This is a genomic window from Rufibacter sediminis, from assembly GCF_014269285.1.
GTDB classification, from domain to species: domain Bacteria; phylum Bacteroidota; class Bacteroidia; order Cytophagales; family Hymenobacteraceae; genus Nibribacter; species Nibribacter sediminis.
Genome location: NZ_JACOAF010000044.1, coordinates 302,942 through 323,490 on the forward strand (window position 1 = coordinate 302,942; position 20,549 = coordinate 323,490).

Here is a 20,549-nt window from a genome sequence, read left to right on the forward strand (position 1 = left end):
TCGTGTCCGCACGCATTCCAAATCCACTTTGTCTCCTCTCTTTCCATGATTCAGACGATTGGATTTCCTGATGTTCAGACGAGTGTAGTTCTTTCCAACAGAACCCTCTCTCCATTGTCATCCTGAAAGGATCTGGTGCGCAAACAGTAGTAGTGTTTCTCCAATGTTTTTCTAGTTCGCTCACAAGATCTTTCCAAGATGACAAAAAGAGGAGGGGCGTTTCGGAATGCGGTGGACTCTATCGAAAAGCTCGTGCTAGTAGATACTAAAAATCCGTTTCGGGCCCATTTTCTGAAAACAGGCCAAAACGGATTCAGGAAAATAGAAGTCAGAAATGAGCTACACGGCGTCAGACAGACTGCTGAAGGTGAAGTCGCGGATCTTGAGCGGGGGCAGCAGGTAATTGTTGCTGGACTCGCCGCTCACCACGCGCTCGGTTTTGCCCAAGGCCTCCAGGTTGTTCAGCATGATGATGGGGCTTTCGTTGAACCGGAAGTTCTTGACCGCGTGCTTTATTTTGCCGTTCTCAATGTAGAACGTCCCGTCGCGGGTGAGGCCGGTGAGCAGCAGCGTCTGCGGGTCCACGGAGCGGATGTACCAGAGGCGGGTCACCAGAATGCCTTTCTGGGTGCCTTTGATCAGGTCTTCCAGGCTTTGGGTACCGCCCTCCATGATGGCTGAGTTAGGGAAAGGCACCGGCGTGAGTTTCTTCTGCTGCGCCCAATACCGTGACACCGGAATCTGCTTCACCACGCCTTTGTCTATCCAGGTGACTTTGTTCAGGGCTTGTCCGTCTTGGGCCCAGGGAGAGGTGGGCAGCTCGGGGTGGGCCGGGTCTGAGTAAATAGTCACGCGTTCATCCACCAGTTTTTGGCCCATTTTGTTGCCGCCACCGGGTTTGCTCAAGAAACTGCGGCCTTCATCCGCGGAGCGCGCATCCATTCCGAAGAACAGATTTTCCAGCATCACCGCCACGGCCGCCGGTTCCAGAATCACGGTGTACTTGCCGGGCTCCAGGGCTTTGGCGTTCATGGAACCGGTGGCTTTGTTCACCGCAATAGCCGATACCGTGGCCGTGTTCAGTTTGTTCACGTCATTGAACCCGCGGGAGACGTAGCCCGAGCCCGTGCCGTCTGGCGTGCGTACGGTGAGGGAGAAATCCACGCCGGTATCGGTGTTGTAGGCGAAGAGGCCCTTGCTGTTCATCATCGACTGGAACCCCACGTTGTCTTGCAGGTAGCCCGCAGCCGTCAGGTTCTTGCTTTTGGCCGCCGAAATGCTCTGGGCCACCATGACTGCCCGCTGATCTGGGGTAATGGCCGCCGTAGCCGCCACGTACGGCGTGGTAGTGACGTATTTCTGAGGCTCCAGCACGCCCATGTACTCGGGGTTGTCCGGGGCCAGTTTGGCCAGCTCTTCGGAGCGGCGCACTACTTTCTCCAGCGAGTCATCGTCAAACTCATTGATGGTAGCCGTACCCACTTTCTTCCCGAAAGAAGATTGCACGACCAGCTGGGTCGTGTGGGACTCGCCGGCGGTGGACACCGAGTTGCGGGCGTAGCGTACGTTGCCGGTTTTGTTGCCGTTTAAGTTGGCCTCGCACTCATCGGCCTTGCTCAGCGCCATCACTTTTCTCAGTATGGCCTGCGCCTGTTCTTTGGAATATATTGCCATTGATTGAAACGTCTGATGTAAGTTGAAACTACTAGGGATTAGTTCTGAGTCCTGAGTGGGGAAAGAATGACTCAGGACTATGGACTCAGAACTCAGGACTCATCAATACAGGAAGGGAAATCGCTAGATTTTCCTTCCTGTATTGATCACATTCACGCCGTTGAAGCGGGTGGTGGCAGAGCCGTGCGATACGGAACTGGACTGCGTAGGCTGGCCTTTGCCGTCAAAGAAAGAGCCGCCCAGGCGGTAATCGCTCTCGTCACAGACGGCGGCGCAGGAGTTCCAGAATTCCTGGGTGTTGCTCTGGTAAGCTACGTCTTTGAGCGGACCTACAATTTTGCCGTCTTTGATCTCATAGTACAGCTGACCACCGAACTGGAAGTTGTAGCGCTGCTGGTCAATGGAGAAAGAACCGTCGCCAATGATGTAGATGCCTTTCTCCACGTTCTTGATCATGTCGTCTACACTCAGCTTCTGTTTTCCGGCCGCTAAAGAGACGTTGGGCATGCGCTGGAACTGCACTGAACTCCAGTTGTCGGCGTAGGAGCAGCCGTGCGATTCTTTCTCCCCGATGATGTGCGCCTGGTCCCGGGTGGCCTGGTAATTCACCAGCGTGCCGTCTTTCACCAGATCCCAGCGCTTGGTTTTCACGCCTTCATCGTCATACCCCACGGCCCCCAAAGAGCCGGGTTGCTGCTTGTCGGCGAACAGCGTCACCTTATCACTGCCGTACTTGAAGTTCTTGGATTTCCATTTGTCCAGCGTCGCGAAACTAGTGCCGGCAAAGTTGGCTTCGTAGCCCAGCACGCGGTCCAGTTCCAGCGGGTGCCCCACACTCTCATGGATGGTGAGCCACAGGTGTGAGGGGTCCAGCACCAGATCATACTTGCCGGGCAGCACAGACTTGGCCGATAGCTTTTCTTTGGCTTGTTTGGCGGCCGCAGTGGCGTCTTCCACCATGTCATAGTACTTGCCATAGCGCGTGGTAATGCCTTTGTATTTGCCCTCAGGGCGGCCGCTCAGGTACTCAAAGCCCATGCCCACCGGTGAACTCAGGGATTGCCGCGTTTCAAACTTGCCGGTTTTCTGATCAATGGCGGTGGCGTTGAGCACGGGCCAGATGCGGTGGATGTCCTGGTCAATGTAAGAGCCGTCTGAAGACGCGAAGTACTTCTGCTCGTTTACCAAAAACAGGGCCGAATTGACATAGTTAGCCCCGTTCTGCATGGCGGCGGCATTGGCTCCCAGCAGGATGTCTACTTTTTCTTTCAGGGGCACCTCAAACGCGTTCCGTTCAATGGGCGCTTTCCAGCTTACCTCACCGTAGCCCTGCTGCGGGGCCAGTTGCACCGGCTCGCTCTGCAGTTTGGAGTTGGCTTTGGCAATAGCCACGGCCAACTCAGAGGCTTTGGCGGCCCCGGCGGGCGTTACCTCGTCAATGGCCGAGAAACCCCAGGTGCCGTTCACAATCACCCGTACCCCCAACCCAAACGACTCGGTGTTGACCGTGTTCTGCACCTTGTCTTCCCGCGTGATGAGGTACTGGTTCAGATAGCGGCCAATCCGGACATCGGTGTAGGAAGCGCCTTTGGATTTGGCGGCGTTCAGGGCGGCATCAGCTATCTGTTTGTTCAGGGCCGTGTTCATGGGAGAAAGCATCGCCTCGGGCGCAATATCATTGCCCCAAAGCGGTATCGGCAACATGAGGGCCCCAAGCCCTAGGCCGGAAAGTTGAAGGAAATCGCGTCTTTTCAAGATGGAAAAAGTTAAGGATTAGTCTTTTAAATGTAGGAATTCTGCCCGCATTTCCAAGCCAAATAGATTATGTTTTTTCTATATAGACGCAGAGGACGAGGTTCTTCCTCTGATCAATTCGGCCTCCTTTAAAGGGGTAGGAGGATGACCAACCCGTTAGAAGAACCGGTAGCTTCGGCTACAGAGAAAGGGCAACCACCAGAGGTTGCCCCTACTTATCGGGACACGGGATAATTTACCTGGGGAATGATCTCGGGCCTTTGATGGTGAGGCGACATGCGTGTTGATGCATAAAAATCCCACCTCGGGTGGAGGTGGGATTTTGACCTGTTTTCCTGAAAACAGCCTTAAAACGCTATTCGCAACCAATCACTACTCCAGAGCCGATGGGCGCGCCGGGCGGAAGGTCTTTGTGCAGCTGCGGTTTGGCTTCCACGGGTTTTTTCATGCGGTCCAGGGCCAGGAGCGCATTGGCCTTCACGCCTTCGTCTGATGCTTTCGCCAGCTTTTTGGCTTGTTTCTCTAGTTGGTTCAGGTGCAGCAGAGCCGCTGCCCGCGCTGGGTACGCAGCCTCTTCGTTCTGGGATAAGGCTAGCAGATGCGTGAGCACCAGTTGTTGGGTGAGCAATTGTATTTGTTTCTCCAGGCCAGCGGCAGATTTGGTGTCCCAGGTTTTTTGGAGAACCTGATCCATAACCTCGTCCAGGCCTAGTTTTCCGCCGCGGGCTTTCAGTTCTACCAATCGGGCGGAGCGCTCCGGGTGGAAGAGAAAGGAGAGCGTAAAATCAGCGGAGGCCTCGGCGGCGGCCAATGGATCGAAGGTGAGGCCGGTGCGTTTGTCAAACAGCTCCCGCGTGGGGGACCAACCCGCCGGACGGGGCGGAATGGCCGCAATGATTTTCTCCGGCAGCACGAGAACGTTGGGCTGTAACGTGGCAAGTAACGCGTCTAACGCTTTTTGCTGCTCGGCTTCCGGCACAAACTCTGTCACTATTTGTCCATCGCCGCGGGAGGCATAGGTGTAGTTCAGGCCGCCCACTACTTTGGCGGCGGCTTCTACCTGGTAGCGGTGGTAATTATAGATGGGTACCAGCACGTCTTCCAGCATAGCCATGGGTACGCCCAGCTTGATGTTGTTCACCCCAAACCGCTCCAGGGCTTTCTCCCGGATGGCCAATACCTGCGTCAGTTCGTCGGCGGCGTTGGGGCCGTTGTCCCAGAGGTGGGCCTGCGGGTGCGCTCCGCCGGGAGCTCGCGAGTCTCGGTCAGAGATAAACTGCAAGCCTCTTTGGTGACCACCGCGCAGCAGTTGGTCCAGCGCCTGCTTTTCATCTGTGCCTTTTGGGAAATCTTGGTAGCCGTACGTCACGGCCAGTTTGTCCCATTCGCCAATGCCCACGGCGTAGGCATCAGAGAGGTCTATCTCGCCGCTGGCCGCCAATTTTACGGTGGGGTGGGGGTAATCCATCACTGAGGCGCGGTTGCTCACGCTGGCCGCATAGTTGTGCATGATGCCCAGCGTGTGGCCCAGTTCGTGCGCCGACAGTTGCCGCAGGCGGGAAAGCGCCATTTTCATCATCTCGGGGTTGGCCGGTTTGCCCGCTTCATACGGGGCCAGCAAGCCTTCGGCAATCAGAAAATCCTGACGTACGCGCAGAGAGCCCAAACTCACGTGCCCTTTGATGATTTCGCCGGTTCTGGGATCGGTGACGGAGGCGCCGTATGACCAGCCCCGCGTGCTGCGGTGCACCCACTGAATGACGTTGTAGCGCACGTCCATGGGGTCTGCGTCTGCGGGCAGGATTTCAACTTTGAACGCGTCTTTGTAGCCGGCGGCCTCAAACGCCTGCGCCCACCAGCGGGCACCTTCCAGCAGCGCTGTTCTGATGGGCTCGGGTGCGGCATGGTCTACGTAATACACAATGGGCTCCACGGCTTCAGACACGGCCGCGGCCGGGTTCTTTTTCTGCAACCGGTGCCGGGCAATAAAACGCTTTACCACGGGCTGGTCTACGGGCGTGCTGAAATCCATGTACTCAATCCCGAAGTAGCCGCTTCTGGGGTCCATGGGCCGGGGCGTGTAGTTTTGGTCGGGGAGTTGCACGAAGGAGTGGTGCTGCCGTACCGTGATGGCTTGCGCCGAGGGAGTCACGCTGCGCACGAGGCCGCCCGCGTCTTCGCCGCCCACAAAGGTGAGCGTGGCCTCAAATTCTGAGTTCTGGGGGAAGTTCTTGGTACGAGGCAAATACATGACCGAACGACCGGCATCCAGCCGGTACGAGCCCTGGCGGCTGCGCCGGATGCTGCCCACCACGTCATGGGCATCGCGGAGCAGGAACTCGGTCGCGTCTACCAGCACTTTATCGCCCTCCGTGGCTTCCACCTTAAACCCCCACAACGCCGACTGCGCGAAGGATTGGGCCACTGCCTGTTCCTCGGCGGGGTTGCCGTTCATGGCGCGGTACGCTTGGTTGGGTTCAATAAGCAGTACCTTCGGCCCCACTTTATGGAAGTACACCACGTGCTCGCCGCCCAGCTGTCCGCGGTCCAACCCGATGTCGTTGGAGCCCAGTCCGGCGGCCAGGGAGTTCACGTACAGGAAGTGCTGGTCCAGTTTGTTTATCTCCAGCAGGATACGGCCGGTGGCTTCGTCCCAGTAATAGGGGAAATACCCGTTGAACTTCTGCATACCGGCGGTTTTACCCGAGATGCCGGTGGGTTTGGTTTGGGCCCAACTTGAAGAAATCGCCAGCAAAGCGAAGAGAAGGGGGAGGAGCGTTTTGCGCATGTTTTTGGAAAAGTAAGCCTGAAACAGAAAGAGTTGGATAAGGTAGTGAATTCAGAACATAGGGGCAAGGCTATGTTTCCGTTCCTGCCAAATTCCGCTGCTACCCCGTAGGCCCGCAGTGGATGGAAAACTTTGTATCCTGTTTAGATCAGGAGATGCTTACTTAAATGAATAGGAGCCCGGAGCCGGGAATTGGGCTGCAACACCGGAAGGTGATGGGCGCAAAGTGATGATGGCAGAAGGGAGGTGAAAGCAGAGGCTACAACATTCACGACTTAGAGCTGCTGAAAGTGCAGGGCTCTAGAGATTGTACGAATTAGGCGATCGCAAAACACTGGATACCAGACCTTGGAAACAAAAAGAGCTCTACAGATTATTTATCTGTAGGGCTCTTTTAAGGAGAAGAAATTACTTTATAAGTTTTGCATCAGCTGCAGCACCAATTCTGTTCCCATTCTTTCGGATTGCTTTTTATATTCATCTAAATAGGCCCACGTAAACTTCTTACTGGACTTCCAGATGTTGTTCAATGGTTGCTCCGTATTAGGGATACTCACTTCTCCTGTCATGTTGATGGTATTACCCGTTTTTGTTTCAAAATCGGCCATCAAACCAAGAGAAGCCGGTGAGATAGATTCCTGGCCGCTGACTGAATAGGCAATCAGAAAGATGATGGCCGTGCCTTTGTTTTCATAGAGAAACTTCCCCGGTACTTGTTTAAGGTTGATGACTATTTGTTTTCCTTTCGCCTTTTCTAATAGGTTTAGGCTATCTGCGGCGTGGTAAATGGAGTTTTTGATCAAGGATGCCGTGATAGACGGGTCTATGGTGCATTCTATGGTGGAGTTCCATCCCCAATAAAGAACGGCGGGTATAAAAGAAGATTTTAGTTGATTGTATTGGTTCTCTGCCTGAGTGATTTTATCGGTGTTGATAATTAACCAATCTTTGTTCTGTACACTATCTTTTGAGATGAAGTCGGCTTTTAATTTTTCATTTACAAAGGTGGAGTACTTTTTACTGCTGACACAGCTTGAAAACAGAGCTATAAGTAGAATAGCGTAGTAAAGGTTTTTCATTTAATGGAATAAGTAAAACTATAAATTAATAAATAGGACTAAGATAACTACAAACTTATTATCAGTAGATAAGCGATTTAATATTTTTACTTTATCATTGAAATAGCAGCTGCTGCTTTGAGAATCTGTGGTTGCGTTTAGGGGCTGCTTTCCTAAAAGCGGCCCCTAAACGCAGGTGCTTACAGAGTCACCCCAAATTTAGCACCCAAACCTTCCAGATCTTTCACCACGGGCGGCAGCAGCGGAATACCTTCTTTCAGCCGTTGTTCGGTGAAGATTCGCTCCGGGTCGCCAGGGATGAGCACTTGGTGGCCTTCTTTGGCTTTGGAGCTCCGGAAACGCGTGATCCAGTTGTCCATGTGCTGCTTGAAGTCATCGGCGGGGCGGAAGGCGTCCACGCGCATGGCCCCGAAGAAATGCCCGATGCCTTCCCCCACTGGATCGGCGGGAGGCGCCAGGAAACTCACGAACGGAGGCACCCATGGCCCGTAGTTGGCCCCGGACAACACCGCCGAGAAAATGTCTACCACGGCGCCCAGCGCGTAGCCTTTGTGGCTGCCGGTATCGCCGCCCAACGGGAGCAGCGCCCCGCCGTCTTTCAATTCATTGGGGTTAGTGGAAGGAGAGCCGTCTACGGCTTGAATCCAGCCGAGGGGTGCTTCCAGGTTCTTGCGTTGCAGCATCTCCAGCTTGCCGTTGGCGGCGGTGGTGGTAGCTAAATCGGCGACGAAGGGCGGCTGCTCGTTGGCCGGAATCGCCACGGCAATGGGGTTGGTACCCAGCAATCGTTCCAGGGAATAGGTAGGGGCCACGAGCGGACTGGCGTTGGTCATGGCCATGCCAATCATGTCGTGCTCCAGGGCTTTCATGGCGTGGTAGCCGGCAATCCCGAAGTGGTTGGAGTTCTTCACCGCCACCCAGCCGCTGCCGGCTATTTTGGCTTTCTTCAGCGCAATCTGCATGGCTTTGGGCGCTACCACCAGACCCAGGCCACCGTCGCCGTCTACCGTGGCGGTGCTGGGCGTCTCGTGTACAATCTTGACGGTGGGCGTGGCGTTGATGCGGCCCGCTTCCCACAGCCGGACGTACCCGATGAGGCGGGCCACGCCGTGCGAGTCCACGCCGCGCAGGTCGGCAGACAAGAGGGTTTCAGTGGCGATTTGGGCATCATCGGGCGGGCAGCCGATGGCCAGGAAGATCTGGCGGGAGAAATCGAAAAGGCGTTGGTAAGAGTACATGCTTGACTTCAGATGGAAAGCGCCAAAGGTAAGGCAATCCGGGGAAAATTTTCCAGCAGAAATGCTTCCTTTGTAGAAGCATCTGTTTGTACTTCAACCCTAAACCTCTTCTTTTATGCACCTGTTTCGTGTAAGCCTGGGTCTATTGATCTGCTGTTTTAGCCTTGTTTTTCCAATTTCGGCCCAAAAACAGGAATCTCTCACCACGCAAGTGAAAGCCGTGACGGTGTTCCTGAACCGCGCGCAGGTGACCAATACCGGCCGCGCCACGGTAGAGGCGGGCGTGACCGAGTTGGTGCTGGAAGGCTTACCCGCCCAACTGGACGAACGAAGCGTACAGGTAAACCCCACCGGCAATGTCACTTTGCTCTCGGTGCGGTATGAGCAGAATTTCCTGCAGAACGCCCCGGTGCCGCGTGAGGTGCAAAGTCTGGAAGACTCGCTGCAAAGCTATAACGGCCGCATCAGAACGCTCTCTGATCAGCGCGAGGTGCTCCAGAAGGAAGAGGCGCTGCTGCAGGCCAACCAGAACCTGGGAGGTACGCAAACCGGCCTCACCGCCGCCCGCCTCAAAGAAGTCGCCGATTACTACCGCACCCGTTTACTGGCCATCCGGAAGGAAGTGCACGCCACCGATCTGCAACTGGCTATTCTGCGGGAGCGGCAACAGCAATTCAACAACCAGGTGAACCAATACAAGCAGAACGTCAAGGCGAACAACCGCGTGATTGTGGCCGTACAGGCCTCGGGCCGCGCGCAGGTGGGGCTGGAAGTAACCTATCTGGTGATGAATGCCGGCTGGGAACCCATCTATGATCTGCGGGCCAGCGGCAGCCAGGGACCGGTGCAGCTGCAATACAAAGCCAACGTGCGACAGAACACCGGCGTGAACTGGAACAGCGTGCAACTGACGCTCGCTACCACCAATCCGGCCGAGGGCGCGCAGAAGCCAACCTTGAATCCGCAGCGAATCGGGATTGTGCAGCCCAGATCGATAGAAGGGATGTTGCAGGGACGAGTTGCGGGAGTTCAAGTGAGCAAGAAAGCAAAAAAACAGGAGTCACAGTCTTTGAATGAAGTGGTGGTGGTTGGATATGGTGCCGAGGCTGCTCCGGCTGCCAACACAGCTGATTTCACGGAAGCCGTGGCCACTACCTTAGCGGCCGAGTTCAAGATAGGCATTCCGTTCACGGTGCCTTCAGACGGAGAACCGCATACCGTAGACATTCAGCAGCACAGCCTCACCACGGCCTACGCGCACACCACCACCCCTAAACTGGATCCTACGGCTTTTCTGGTGGCGCACCTCACCAACTGGGAAAACCTGAAACTGCTGCCCGGCGAGGCGAACGTGTTTCTGGCCGGCACTTTCACCGGGAAATCGTTTCTCAACCCAGAGCAAACCCGCGACACGCTCACCCTATCCCTGGGTCGTGACCAAAACGTGGTGGTGCAGCGCGAGCGGATGAAAGATTACCAGAAGCGCTCCACCCTGGGCAACAGCATCAAAGAGCAGTTTGGCTACGAGATCAGCTTGCGCAACACCAAAGCGCAGCCCGTAATCCTTACCGTGGAAGACCAGATTCCGGTAAGTACCACTTCTGAGATTGAAGTAGAAGACCTGGACCTCAACGGCGGCAAGCTGGACAAGGAAACCGGGAAAGTCACCTGGCAAGTGGCGGTAAAGCCGAACGAGACGGTGAAGCGCACCTTGCGCTACGTGGTGAAGTATCCGAAGAATAGGCAGGTTAGTGGGTTGTAGGTAACGCGGTTTTTGCTGGCAGAGATTGTCCTAAGTGTACGTAGTCCGCTTGTGCTGGCGGAGGGCTGTTGTAGCGTGGGTGCATGCAGTCCGCTTGTGCTGGCGGAGGGCCCTTTTTTTTCGTGGGTGCATAGGCTTGGTTGTTGCATGGTTTCCCTCCGAGCGCTCACGGCCGCGGGGCCTCGTCTTCCGGGTTCGCGCTGTTGTTTTAGCCTTGGCCAGCAGGCCTGCCGCATGCGCGGCACCAGGTCTAAAACAAAGGCGCTCTCCCGAAAGACTGGTTTTGTTGCGTTTAGTGGAAGTCCTTCCTGCTTGGAACAGCGAACCACCCCCGGCCCCTCCTTAGCCAAGGAGGGGAGCGTTAAGTAAGTTCTTATTCCTCTTCTCGGATGTGCAGAAGTTTACTCCCCTTCTTGGAGTAGGGCCGTTAAGTTCTAAAAATATAGCTGGTTCAAGTTTTCAACTTGGACCTAAAATGAGCTGAAGTTTGCAAATCAGTGAGCCGTGAGGCTCAAAATGTGCAGTAATGTCAAAGCCTCTTCGAAGGAACCAAACCAATGAAATAGAACGTAACGGCCTTGCACCAATGAGGATGGGTTTATTTCCCATGGTTCAGTTATGACTTGGACCCAGCATGATCTGCCCTGTGCAAAGCAGTGAGGCATCAGCCTCAGAGGGTATCCAGGCAGTTGATATTGCTACAAGAAGGGGGCAGCCAGAAATCAACGAGTGAGCCATCCTTCCACTAGGCACTCTTTTTGAGTTTGTCTATAGCAACAGCAACCCTATTCCGCAACGCTGAGTGCTATCCACCTACATCGTTCAAGAAACTTTACTAGGAGAGGAAGGATGCACCTGTCTTGGAGGCAAAGTTTTGGGCCTGTTTTCTGGAAATCGGCTCTGAAACGGGGGAGAGACTTTGGGTGAATTTTACATGCTCAGGCAACCCCGAGGGCTTGGTGGGCATCTTCCAGATAAATCATCACTTCCCCTTATTTCTGGAACGGATTTTGCCTTTTATTGAAATATAAGTTATTGCTAATATTATGAAAGCACACCTACTTCCTTTCCTGCTGGTGGCATGCCTCTTCTGGGGCGGGCGGGCCAGTGCGCAGTCTAAGGTGCTCTATGAGCAAAACAGACAGGAAACCTTCTCGCTCTCCAGCTTCACTGATCCTGATTTAGGGAAGTTGGCGCAGGAACTGGGACGGGACAACCACCATCGGTCCGGGAAGCTGGTGCTGTCCGTGGACGTGGAGCAGCAGGAGAAAATCACCCGCGACGGAAACCAATTGGTGATCACCGCCGCCTTCCGCAACGTTCGCGTGCGGGAGCAGGTGCTCTACCGCGAGTTCGATTTCGCCGATGAACTGACTCCTACTGTGGCGCACGCCAAGGTGCAATTGCTGGGCCCGGAAGACAAGGTACTGCAGACGTTTGACGTGTCAGGCAAAGCCATCAAGCAAGACGGGGCCACGGTGCTGGTGCAGGCATCGGTGAAAGATACTTCCAGTTTTGTGGGGTATAAATTACGGGTGGTGGAGAAAAAACTGGCTTTCTCAAGAGAGAACTTCAGTGCGTTGCACCAGCGCCTGGACTTGGTGAAGCGCTACTATGCCGCCGATGTGCGCCTGGCGCAGCTTTCCCGGGAACTGCAAACCATCAACCCCAATGACATTGACCGCCTGGCGCAGCACAAAGAGCACCTGGGCGGCCTGGGTCAGGAATTAGATAGGCTGTTTGACAACCGCATGGACCGCGAACTGGGCCTGAACCGCCGCGATCCGGTGCAGTTGCGCCGCCGGGTGAACGATCTGGAGCATCAGGTAAAGGAACGGCACGTGGCGCTGGACCAGATGTGGGCCCGCCTGCCGGAGATTTACTACAACCGCGGTCTGGAGTTGGCCATGAACGGAAACGCCCGCGCAGGTCGTGAGTTCTTTGAGCGTTCACTGCAGGCGAATCCTGCCTTCGCGCCGGCGCACCTGCAACTGGCCCGGCTGGATTTTAAGGCCGGTTTCCTGAACGAGGCCGCAAAACGCACCCGTGAGTTGTTGAACCGCATGCAGGTAGATCCAGAAACTTATCGGTTTGGGCAGGAGTTGGCCCTGGATATCCAGAACGCCTATGTAGCCGAGGGCGAGAAACTGAACAACCAAGGCAAGTACCGTCAGGCCATCGAACAGTTTGAGCAAGCCCGTGATTTCTGCCGCGGCATCTCCAGCCTGCGGTGCCGGTCAGAATTGTGGGACAACGGAATCGCGTTTGCCAAGAGCGGCCTCTATGATGACCTTCTGCAGGACGGACGCCAAGCGTTGACCCAGAACAACCTGGCCCAGGCCGAAAAACTGGCCAGAGAAGCGCAACAGTTCGCCCGCAACAATAAAACCGCGATTGACTCAGACGCGGCCGCTACCACTTTGCTGCGTGACGTGCAGCAGCAGGTTTACCAACAGCAGATGACCGATGGCCGGAAAGCGCTTCAGGCCAAACAATACAGCGCCGCGCTCAAGGCTTTCGAGAAAGGCAAGAGCCTGGCCAGCGACTACAGCTTAACCCCTCAGCCCGATGCCGAGAAACTTCTTCGGCAGGCGGCCCGCCCCGTGATTCTGGAGAAGATTGCCGAGGGACAATTGCAGGCCAATGCGAACAAACTGCCCCAGGCCCGCAACGTAGCCGCCGAGGTCACCAACCTGCAGATCCGGTACGGACTGGTCAACGACAAAGAGCTGGACGGCAAATTCAGAACCCTAAACCAGGGGATTTTCTCTCAGGAGTGTGCCAACGCGCAAGCGGCCTATGACCAGCACTATCAACGTTCCTTGCAGTACAGCAGCGAGCGCCTGTTCGCCCAAGCCGCCGCTGAGCTGGACAAAGCCATTGCGGCGGCCAAAGGCAACGGGGGCTGCGCCATCTCTCCGGCTACCGCCGAGGTGGAACTGGCCCGCATAGACGCGCCGGCTCATTACCAGGAACTCCTGCAGAAAGCCAATACCCTGATCGGGCAGAACAAGATGGCCGAGGCGGTGAAGGTGTACCAGGAGGCCAGCCAACATTTCGAAAGCGCCAACGTCGCCCGATTTGGATTAGGACACGAGTTGTTGCTTGCCTTTGCTCTTCGTCATGAAAATAAAGCGTTTGTGTCTGAAGTAGCGAAACACGCCGCCGCGGCCGGAGACGCCCAAGGCGCACTTGATCTGGTAAAACGCCTGGTTGTGTTAAAATACACCAAGTACAACCTGAACCAACTGCAGGAGCAGGTAGGCCAGCAACTCGCCACTCGTGATGCCCAGGCCAACCCTAAGGGAGATTACAAGCAACTGGCCAACGCCTACACCGGCGGCAGCAAAGACCTGAAAACCCTAAACAAGGCCTACCAGAAGCAATTCAAGAAACTGACGTGAACTGGCGGAGACCAGATACAAAAAGCCTCTTTTCTGTGAGAAGAAAAGAGGCTTTTTGTATTTCCGTTTCAAGGTTGTTTTTCAGAAAACAGCCTTAAAACGGAAGCTGGCTCCTATCTATGCCGCAGGTTTACTTCCGAGGCTTTCAAATCCGCGCTATAGTAGTTTCGCTGCGGGGCAGCGAGGGTAGTCAGAGACTACCCGGCACAGAAGGCACGAGTCAGAGACTCGCGCCAGCGGACAGTAGTTTTTTTTGTAATGTATTTAAGCAGCCAGTATTTCGCATATTTTTTACGCATATCCGTTTCCAGTCTTTCGGGAGAGCGCCTTTGTTTTAGACCTGGTGCCGCGCATGCGGCAGGCCTGCTGGCCAAGGCTAAAACAACAGCGCGAACCCGGAAGACGGGGCCTCGCGGCCGTGAGCGCACGGAGGGAAACCATGCAACAACCAAGCTAATGCACCTATGAAAAAAGCGGCCCTTCGCCAGCGCAAGCAAACTGCATTCCCAAAAAGATGAAGGCTTCTTCGCTAGCACAAGCAGACTGCAACATTCCCAAGACATAAGCGGCCTCGCCTGCAAAAAGCCAACTGCGTGCAAGCAAAAATTATTTACTGTTGCAACAACTCCGCTAACATCCCTTCCTTCAGCGCATACGCAGACACCCGTATCTTCTCCAGGTTATACTTCTCCAGCACCCAGTCAATCGCTACGCAGGCCACCACAATCATGTCTACCCGCATCTCCAGCATGCCGGGAATGGCCAGGCGCTCTGCGCGGTTCTTCTGAAGGAGCTCTTTGTGTTGCCGGTGGAAGGTGGCGAGCGCCAGAGACATATCGGGGGAACCGTTGGGGTCCCGTACGATGCCTTGCGGCACCAGATCCATGTCTACCAGCGTGTCAAACGTGCCCGAGGAGCCAATCAGGACTTCGGGCTGATGTTGCAGTACGGCGGCGGTTAGTTTCTGGAGATGATCTTGCAGGTAATGCCGCAGGGCTTTCACCTGGTCTGGCTTGATGGCTTGTTCCTGGTCTGGGTAGAATTTGTCCAGCAGCCGTTGAGCGCCAATCTCGAAGCTTTTCTTCCACAGAATGCCTTTGTCTGTGCCGATGATGAACTCGATGCTGCCGCCGCCAATGTCCATCACCAGCACCGGCTTCGGGCCAACCTCCATAGCCAGTTGCACCCCTTTGAAGATCAGCTCGGCTTCTCTGGCGCCCGAGATCACCTCCACGTCAATGCCGGTATGTTCTTTGATGGCCTGCACCACCTCCGGGCCGTTGCTGGCGCTGCGCAGGGCGCTGGTGGCCGTGGCTTTCACCGTTTCTACCCCGTGCTGCTGCATGATGTCCCTGAACTCGGCCAGCGTTTTCAGGCCGCGTTCACGGGCGGCCGGGGTAATCTCGCCTTTGCTGATACCACCTTCGCCCAGTTTCACCGGTACCTTGGTTTTAAACAGTGTCTGTTGCACGCCTTCGGTATCTAACTCAACAATAAGCAGGTGAAATGTATTGGTTCCAAGGTCTATGAGGGCAAATCGGCGGGCCATGTTTTTGAATTAAGGATTAAGAAATAGAGAAACGGAAAAAGAATTTGTTGGTTAAGTGATCTGGCTGAGGCTGATAAATAAACCTTATTTATCACTGGTTTCTTTCACCCTTTTACGTTTGGAGAAAGCTATTTTTTGCTCAGAGATAGTACCCTCTAATAAAGAATCCACACAACTAAAATTCTCTAGATTTTCATCCAATGGATGGCATTCGCCAACCTCAATGGTTATGCGATGCTGGTTGTTTTTCGTTTTCGAAATAATAGATTTCTTGATGTAAGAATCGCCTGCATCCCCCCAAGTTTCTGCTATCTCGTATTTCTGGGTGACCGTACCAGTGGGTAGATCAAAATGGAAAAGCATCATTTTGCTTGACCAGTAATCGCCTGGCACCCTGGTAAGAAGTGCTACGGTGGTGGGGGAGATGTAAAATTTCTTTGTGGCGTAGATTTCAGTGTGTTCTATGACTTCGTCTTTGTAAGGCCGATCTTCCCGTGAATACAACAGCGAGTCGAATACAATACTAAGAGCTCTTGGGATTTCTTTGCCTTTGTAAAGAAAAGCTGCAGACTCAGGATCTTCATCTCCAATAGAGGTGCTCACTTCCAGGGGAAACGCAGGAACACTATCGTACAAAGCTAAAAGATCTTGAGCGGGGTAGATTCTTTGATTCGTTTTCGCTTCTATTTCTTTTATGGGTTTTGGTGATGGAGTAATAGAGGCAGAATCCTGCTTATGGTTACAGGCATAAAGAAGAATGCTGACAAGGAATAGCAGGTATTGTATTCTTATCTGTGTCATGGAGAGCAATCTACTTCACCGAACTGAACCGGAAAAACGTGCCCAGCGGCAGTTTGCGTTTGGCTTTATCCTCCAGGTACAGCTCGCCCAGTTCCTGGTTGCGCACGATGTTCCCGAAAGACGCTTTGATGAGGTTATCCAGAATCAGGGCCGAAAACCCGAGCGAGTACAGGTTAATCACGAAGAAGTTGTGCTCCGGGTCCAGCAGTTGAGAGCAGAGTTTGATGAGCTCGTTGAGCTGTTCCTCCAAAAGCCATTTCTCACCGTCGGGGCCGCGGCCATAGGCGGGCGGGTCCAGGATGATGCCCTGGTATTTGTTTCCGCGTTTCACCTCGCGGCGGGCGTACTTCATGGCGTCTTCCACGAGCCACCGGATGTTGTCCAGGTTGCTGGCTTCCATGTTCTGGCGGGCCCAGAAGTTGACCTGCTTCACAGAGTCCAGGTGGGTGACATCGGCGCCGGCGGCGTTGGCGGCCAGCGAGGCACCGCCGGTGTAGGCGAACATGTTCAGCACCTTCGGCTTGCCGGGCAGGGCGCGGGTACGGTCAAAGATGAACTGCCAGTTGGGGTCCTGCTCGGGGAACAGACCCACGTGCTTGAAGGACGACAGCCCCAGCCGGAACCGCAGCTTCAGGTCGTTATAGCGGTAGTTGATGAACCACTGCTCGGCCATGCCTTTCTTCAGTTGCCACTGGCCTTTCTCCTGATTGCCTTTCTCGCGCTTGAACGTGGCCTGCGCCAGGGTTTCCCACTCGCGCTCCGAGAGGTGTTTGTCCCAGGCGGCTTGCGGCTCGGGGCGGGCCAGCACGTAGTCTCCAAAGCGCTCCAGTTTCTCGAAGTTGCCGCAGTCTATCAGTTCATAATCGGTCCAGGCGCTGGTGGTCAGGAAAGAGTACATAGGTTCTAAAGGTGGTGAAAGGACAAAGGTACGGTTTTGTGGCGTGCAGTGCTGTTCTTCTTCCAAGGCCAGGAGGAAGATGTTTTGAGGCCGATTTCCGGAAAAGGGTGCCAAAACGCACTTCGGGCAGGAAGCACTTTGTAAGCGAAATCAGCGGCCGTTCATAGCGTAGCGTCCGTTTTTTGTTTACTTTTCAAGGTTCTTACAACTAAAAGGCATCGCGCCGCGGCGAAATGCACTCGTATATACGCACATGGAGTTAACTTTCTATAAATACCAGGGCACCGGCAACGACTTTGTGGTGCTGGATAACCGAGACCGAACCATCCAACTGAGCCAGGAGCAGGTGGCCTTTCTCTGCGACCGCCGCAAAGGCGTAGGCGCCGATGGCCTCATGCTGCTGCAGCCCAAAGAAGGCTATGACTTTGAGATGGTGTACTACAACGCCGATGGCCGGCCCAGCTCTATGTGCGGCAACGGCGGCCGCTGCCTGGTAGCCTTCGCGCAGTTCCTGAACGTGGTGGAAAACCAGGCCTACTTCCTCGCCGCCGATGGCCCGCACCAGGCCTACCTGAAAGACGGCTTGGTGCACCTGCAGATGAAAGACGTAGACGCCGTGGAAGACCTAACCGAGGCCACGTTCCTGGACACCGGCTCGCCGCACTACGTGAAGCAGGTAGAAGCCTTGCAGGACCTGAATGTGTTCGCCGAAGGAAAGGCCGTACGCTACTCAGACCGGTTTAAGGCCGAGGGAACCAACGTGAACTTCGTGGAGCACCTGCCTCAAAACAAGCTGTTCGTGCGCACCTATGAGCGCGGCGTGGAAGACGAGACGTTCTCCTGCGGCACGGGCGTAACGGCGGCGGCGCTGTCGGCGAGCCGTGCCGGGTACCAGAGTCCGGTGCACATCCGGGTGCTGGGCGGCGAGCTGCAGGTGAGTTTTGAGCAGGAAGGCAACGGCTTCCGGAACGTCTTTCTCATTGGACCGGCCGTACAGGTCTTCAAAGGCGAGATCACGCTTTAGGCCTCTTTTCCTGAAAACAGGCCTAAAACAGGAGAGACGAAACAGTACATTCTGGGCTTCTCGGGATGAGTTTCAGGTGGTTTTCTGCTCAGGTTCAGTTACTTTCTGACGTTGGAAGCTGAAGGTTCATCAAAGGATGGTTACTCAGGAGTTGCTTGTTTTTGGCTGCTCTCCGATCTAAAAAATCTGTAAAAAGGCCCTGTTTTCGTTTTAAGAATGTTTTCTGAAAATAAGCCAAAAACCGGCGGAGGTTTGGTCCCTCAGGGCAAGAACTGAATCTTCGTTAATTCCCTTTTGTGGGCACCTGGGGCTGCGGCGGCATTTCTTTTGGAAAATTTTGAAGAAGCCCCTTATGTCATACGAGTAACCGATTATGCTACATTCAGACCGCCTCTTTCTGCGCGCGCCAGAATCCTCTGACTTGTCTTTCCTGTACCAGCTGGAAAATGACACCACGCTGTGGCCAGTGAGTCTGTCCGTTGCGCCTTTCTCCAGGGATTCCCTGCGGCTTTACCTAGAGAATGCTTCCTTAGATATTTATGCGGCACGCCAGCTCCGGCTCATGATTTGTCTGCAGCAGGAAACCACCGTGATTGGTACCGTTGACTTGTTTGATTTTGAGCCGCTCCACCAGCGGGCGGGAGTGGGAATCGCGCTGGCACCAGACCAGCGCGGGCGCAGGTACGGAGCCGAGACCCTGACGTTACTGGTGGACTATGCCACCCAGGTGTTGCAATTGCACCAGCTCTATTGTTCTGTTGCCCAGGAAAATACCGCCAGTCTAAAGCTGTTCAGGCAGGCTGGTTTTCAGGATGTGGGGGTGCGTAAAGACTGGCTGAGAACCCCGCAAGGGTGGCAGCATGTGGTAGAACTTCAGAAGTTCTTATCCGTTTCTTGAAATAAAACTATCGGGTGCTTTTCTCTCTGTAGGTGGAGTTAGAAGAATAAATCTCATTCTAAATCCATGGATTTATACTGAATTTAATAGCATTTGACAGGATTATCAAGGGTTAATCCTATTGGAATGTAGCCTTTTTTGCAAATATGCGTATGTTAGGTTAAAAAAGGGAAAGCCCCCGTTTCAGGCGCTTTCTCAGGACCCACACTTCTTAACTAGCTTTTGTATATGTTTGACCTAGACCTAGATTTTATCCCCGGAGGGGGGAGTAGCTCCCTTTCGTCTGAACCAGAAGTAACCTCCACCAGTGCGTCTTCCTCAACTGTAACCAATACCCCCAAAACGTCTCCTAAACCTACCAGCGACACTAGTTTAGAGGCCTACCTTACTTCTGTTTCCGCCATCATCTGTCTGTCGCACCTGCGTTGGGATTTTGTGTACCAGCGTCCGCAGCACCTGTTGTCGCGTTTTGCCAAGCATACCCGTCTCTTTTTCTTTGAGGAGCCTTATTTCTCTGACGGTGCAGAGCCCCGGTTAGAGATGCAGGAGCGCGAGAACGGTCAGGTAACCATTGTGGTGGCCCATTTACCCAACGGTCTTACCCCCGCAGAGTCAGACGCCAAGCAAGTTGAGTTGCTGAATGCCTTCATGGCTGATCATAACCTGGAGAAAACTGTCTTCTGGTACTATACGCCTATGGCATTGGAAATTTCCCGCCAGTTTACCCCTGCCTTGACAGTGTTCGATGTCATGGATGAGCTGTCGGCCTTTAAATTCGCGCCGCCGCGCCTGCTGGAGCTGGAAGCCGAACTGCTGGAGAAAGCCGATGTGGTGTTCACTGGTGGGCAAAGCTTGTATGAGGCCAAAAAAGACCGCCATAAAGAGGTGTACGCGTTCCCCAGCAGCATTGACAAAGTGCATTTCGGGCAGGCACGCCAACCGCAGGAAGATCCCGCAGACCAGGCCAACATCCCGCATCCGCGCATGGGCTTCTTTGGCGTGGTAGACGAGCGTTTCGATATTGAATTACTGCGTGAAGTAGCTACGGCGCGTCCAGAATGGCAGTTCGTCATTATCGGGCCAGTGGTGAAAATAGATCCGGCTATCCTGCCTTCCAGCTCCAATATTCATTATCTGGGCGGAAAATCATACCAGGAACTGCCTTCTTATCTGGCGGGCTGGGACGTGGCCATGTTGCTGTTCGCCCACAATGAATCTACCAAATTCATCAGCCCCACCAAAACCCCAGAATACCTGGCCGCCGGTAAACCCGTGGTTTCCACCTCCATCAGAGACGTGGTGCGCCCGTACGGTGAGCTGAACCTTGTGCACATTGCCGATGGCGCGCAGGACTTTGAGGCCGCGCTGGAGAAAGCGCTGGTGCAGAAAGACGATAAAAAATGGATGCACCGCGCCGATGAGTACCTCTCGGGTATCTCCTGGGATAAAACCTGGCAGAACATGGTGCGCCTGATGCAGTGCGTAAGCACCGAGAAGAAAACGAAAAAGGGTTCTGCCGCTAAGTAACGTTTCACTTACGGGCAAACCTGTCACCCGCGTTTTAGCTTACTTTCTCTGAAAAGACCTCCAAAACAGGCAGGATTTCCTCTTGTAGGGAACTCTATGGGAAGCGTAGAAAAAGTATCTGTATAAAATATAATTTGAAATAATTTTAGCCC

13 protein-coding genes are annotated in these 20,549 nt (G+C 54.3%); 5 read left to right on the forward strand and 8 right to left on the reverse strand.

Annotation, left to right across the window (positions count from 1 at the left end):
• Positions 1-339: 339 nt before the first annotated feature.
• From H7U12_RS19845 to H7U12_RS19865, 5 genes are all read right to left on the reverse strand, one after another.
• Positions 340-1,674 (reverse strand): TldD/PmbA family protein, encoded by a 1,335-nt coding sequence (locus H7U12_RS19845; protein WP_186641375.1) that lies wholly within the window; start codon positions 1,672-1,674, stop codon positions 340-342.
• A 123-nt stretch (positions 1,675-1,797) separates the two neighbouring features.
• Positions 1,798-3,378 (reverse strand): TldD/PmbA family protein, encoded by a 1,581-nt coding sequence (locus H7U12_RS19850; protein ID WP_377164256.1) that lies wholly within the window; start codon positions 3,376-3,378, stop codon positions 1,798-1,800.
• A 406-nt stretch (positions 3,379-3,784) separates the two neighbouring features.
• Positions 3,785-6,217 carry a zinc-dependent metalloprotease gene (locus H7U12_RS19855; RefSeq protein ID WP_186641380.1) on the reverse strand — a complete coding sequence of 811 codons (2,433 nt, stop codon included), beginning with the start codon at positions 6,215-6,217 and terminating at the stop codon, positions 3,785-3,787.
• A gap of 413 nt (positions 6,218-6,630) precedes the next feature.
• Positions 6,631-7,296, reverse strand: coding sequence for a hypothetical protein (locus tag H7U12_RS19860; RefSeq protein ID WP_186641382.1), 666 nt, complete (start codon positions 7,294-7,296; stop codon positions 6,631-6,633).
• A 179-nt stretch (positions 7,297-7,475) separates the two neighbouring features.
• On the reverse strand, positions 7,476-8,534 hold the full coding sequence (locus H7U12_RS19865) for an Ldh family oxidoreductase (protein ID WP_186641384.1): 1,059 nt from the start codon (positions 8,532-8,534) through the stop codon (positions 7,476-7,478).
• 115 nt (positions 8,535-8,649) lie between these two features.
• On the opposite strand from H7U12_RS19865, the gene H7U12_RS19870 reads away from it, so the two are divergent.
• A complete protein-coding gene (locus H7U12_RS19870) occupies positions 8,650-10,296 on the forward strand; it encodes a DUF4139 domain-containing protein (RefSeq protein WP_186641386.1) in 1,647 nt (548 codons plus the stop codon).
• Between the two features lie 1,046 nt (positions 10,297-11,342).
• Positions 11,343-13,700, forward strand: a complete 2,358-nt coding sequence (locus H7U12_RS19875) for a hypothetical protein (RefSeq protein ID WP_186641388.1) — start codon at positions 11,343-11,345, stop codon at positions 13,698-13,700.
• Positions 13,701-14,310: 610 nt separating this feature from the next.
• On the opposite strand, the gene H7U12_RS19880 is transcribed toward H7U12_RS19875, so the two are convergent.
• From H7U12_RS19880 to H7U12_RS19890, 3 genes are all read right to left on the reverse strand, one after another.
• Positions 14,311-15,249 carry a Ppx/GppA phosphatase family protein gene (locus tag H7U12_RS19880; protein WP_186641390.1) on the reverse strand — a complete coding sequence of 313 codons (939 nt, stop codon included), beginning with the start codon at positions 15,247-15,249 and terminating at the stop codon, positions 14,311-14,313.
• Between the two features lie 84 nt (positions 15,250-15,333).
• Entirely contained in the window at positions 15,334-16,050 is a 717-nt protein-coding gene (locus H7U12_RS19885) for a hypothetical protein (RefSeq protein ID WP_186641392.1), read from the reverse strand.
• Positions 16,051-16,060: 10 nt separating this feature from the next.
• A complete protein-coding gene (locus tag H7U12_RS19890; protein ID WP_186641394.1) occupies positions 16,061-16,948 on the reverse strand; it encodes a class I SAM-dependent methyltransferase in 888 nt (295 codons plus the stop codon).
• A gap of 253 nt (positions 16,949-17,201) precedes the next feature.
• Between H7U12_RS19890 and dapF the strand changes: the two genes are divergently transcribed.
• The 3 genes from dapF to H7U12_RS19905 all read left to right on the forward strand — a co-directional run bounded on the left by dapF (position 17,202) and on the right by H7U12_RS19905 (position 20,397).
• Entirely contained in the window at positions 17,202-17,972 is a 771-nt protein-coding gene (gene dapF / locus H7U12_RS19895; protein WP_186641396.1) for a diaminopimelate epimerase, read from the forward strand.
• Between the two features lie 373 nt (positions 17,973-18,345).
• On the forward strand, positions 18,346-18,870 hold the full coding sequence (locus H7U12_RS19900) for a GNAT family N-acetyltransferase (RefSeq protein ID WP_186641398.1): 525 nt from the start codon (positions 18,346-18,348) through the stop codon (positions 18,868-18,870).
• 228 nt (positions 18,871-19,098) lie between these two features.
• On the forward strand, positions 19,099-20,397 hold the full coding sequence (locus H7U12_RS19905; RefSeq protein ID WP_186641400.1) for a glycosyltransferase family 1 protein: 1,299 nt from the start codon (positions 19,099-19,101) through the stop codon (positions 20,395-20,397).
• Positions 20,398-20,549 lie beyond the last annotated feature (152 nt).

Excerpts from the sequence above, each read along its gene's own strand:
- H7U12_RS19900 (WP_186641398.1), top strand. The coding sequence starts at position 18,346 with ATGCTACATTCAGACCGCCTCTTTCTGCGCGCGCCAGAATCCTCTGAC.
- H7U12_RS19890 (WP_186641394.1), bottom strand. The coding sequence starts at position 16,948 with ATGTACTCTTTCCTGACCACCAGCGCCTGGACCGATTATGAACTGATA.
- H7U12_RS19870 (WP_186641386.1), top strand. The coding sequence starts at position 8,650 with ATGCACCTGTTTCGTGTAAGCCTGGGTCTATTGATCTGCTGTTTTAGC.
- H7U12_RS19860 (WP_186641382.1), bottom strand. The coding sequence starts at position 7,296 with ATGAAAAACCTTTACTACGCTATTCTACTTATAGCTCTGTTTTCAAGC.
- H7U12_RS19855 (WP_186641380.1), bottom strand. The coding sequence starts at position 6,217 with ATGCGCAAAACGCTCCTCCCCCTTCTCTTCGCTTTGCTGGCGATTTCT.
- H7U12_RS19850 (WP_377164256.1), bottom strand. The coding sequence starts at position 3,378 with ATGTTGCCGATACCGCTTTGGGGCAATGATATTGCGCCCGAGGCGATG.
- H7U12_RS19885 (WP_186641392.1), bottom strand. The coding sequence starts at position 16,050 with ATGACACAGATAAGAATACAATACCTGCTATTCCTTGTCAGCATTCTT.
- dapF (WP_186641396.1), top strand. The coding sequence starts at position 17,202 with ATGGAGTTAACTTTCTATAAATACCAGGGCACCGGCAACGACTTTGTG.
- H7U12_RS19905 (WP_186641400.1), top strand. The coding sequence starts at position 19,099 with ATGTTTGACCTAGACCTAGATTTTATCCCCGGAGGGGGGAGTAGCTCC.
- H7U12_RS19880 (WP_186641390.1), bottom strand. The coding sequence starts at position 15,249 with ATGGCCCGCCGATTTGCCCTCATAGACCTTGGAACCAATACATTTCAC.
- H7U12_RS19865 (WP_186641384.1), bottom strand. The coding sequence starts at position 8,534 with ATGTACTCTTACCAACGCCTTTTCGATTTCTCCCGCCAGATCTTCCTG.
- H7U12_RS19875 (WP_186641388.1), top strand. The coding sequence starts at position 11,343 with ATGAAAGCACACCTACTTCCTTTCCTGCTGGTGGCATGCCTCTTCTGG.
- H7U12_RS19845 (WP_186641375.1), bottom strand. The coding sequence starts at position 1,674 with ATGGCAATATATTCCAAAGAACAGGCGCAGGCCATACTGAGAAAAGTG.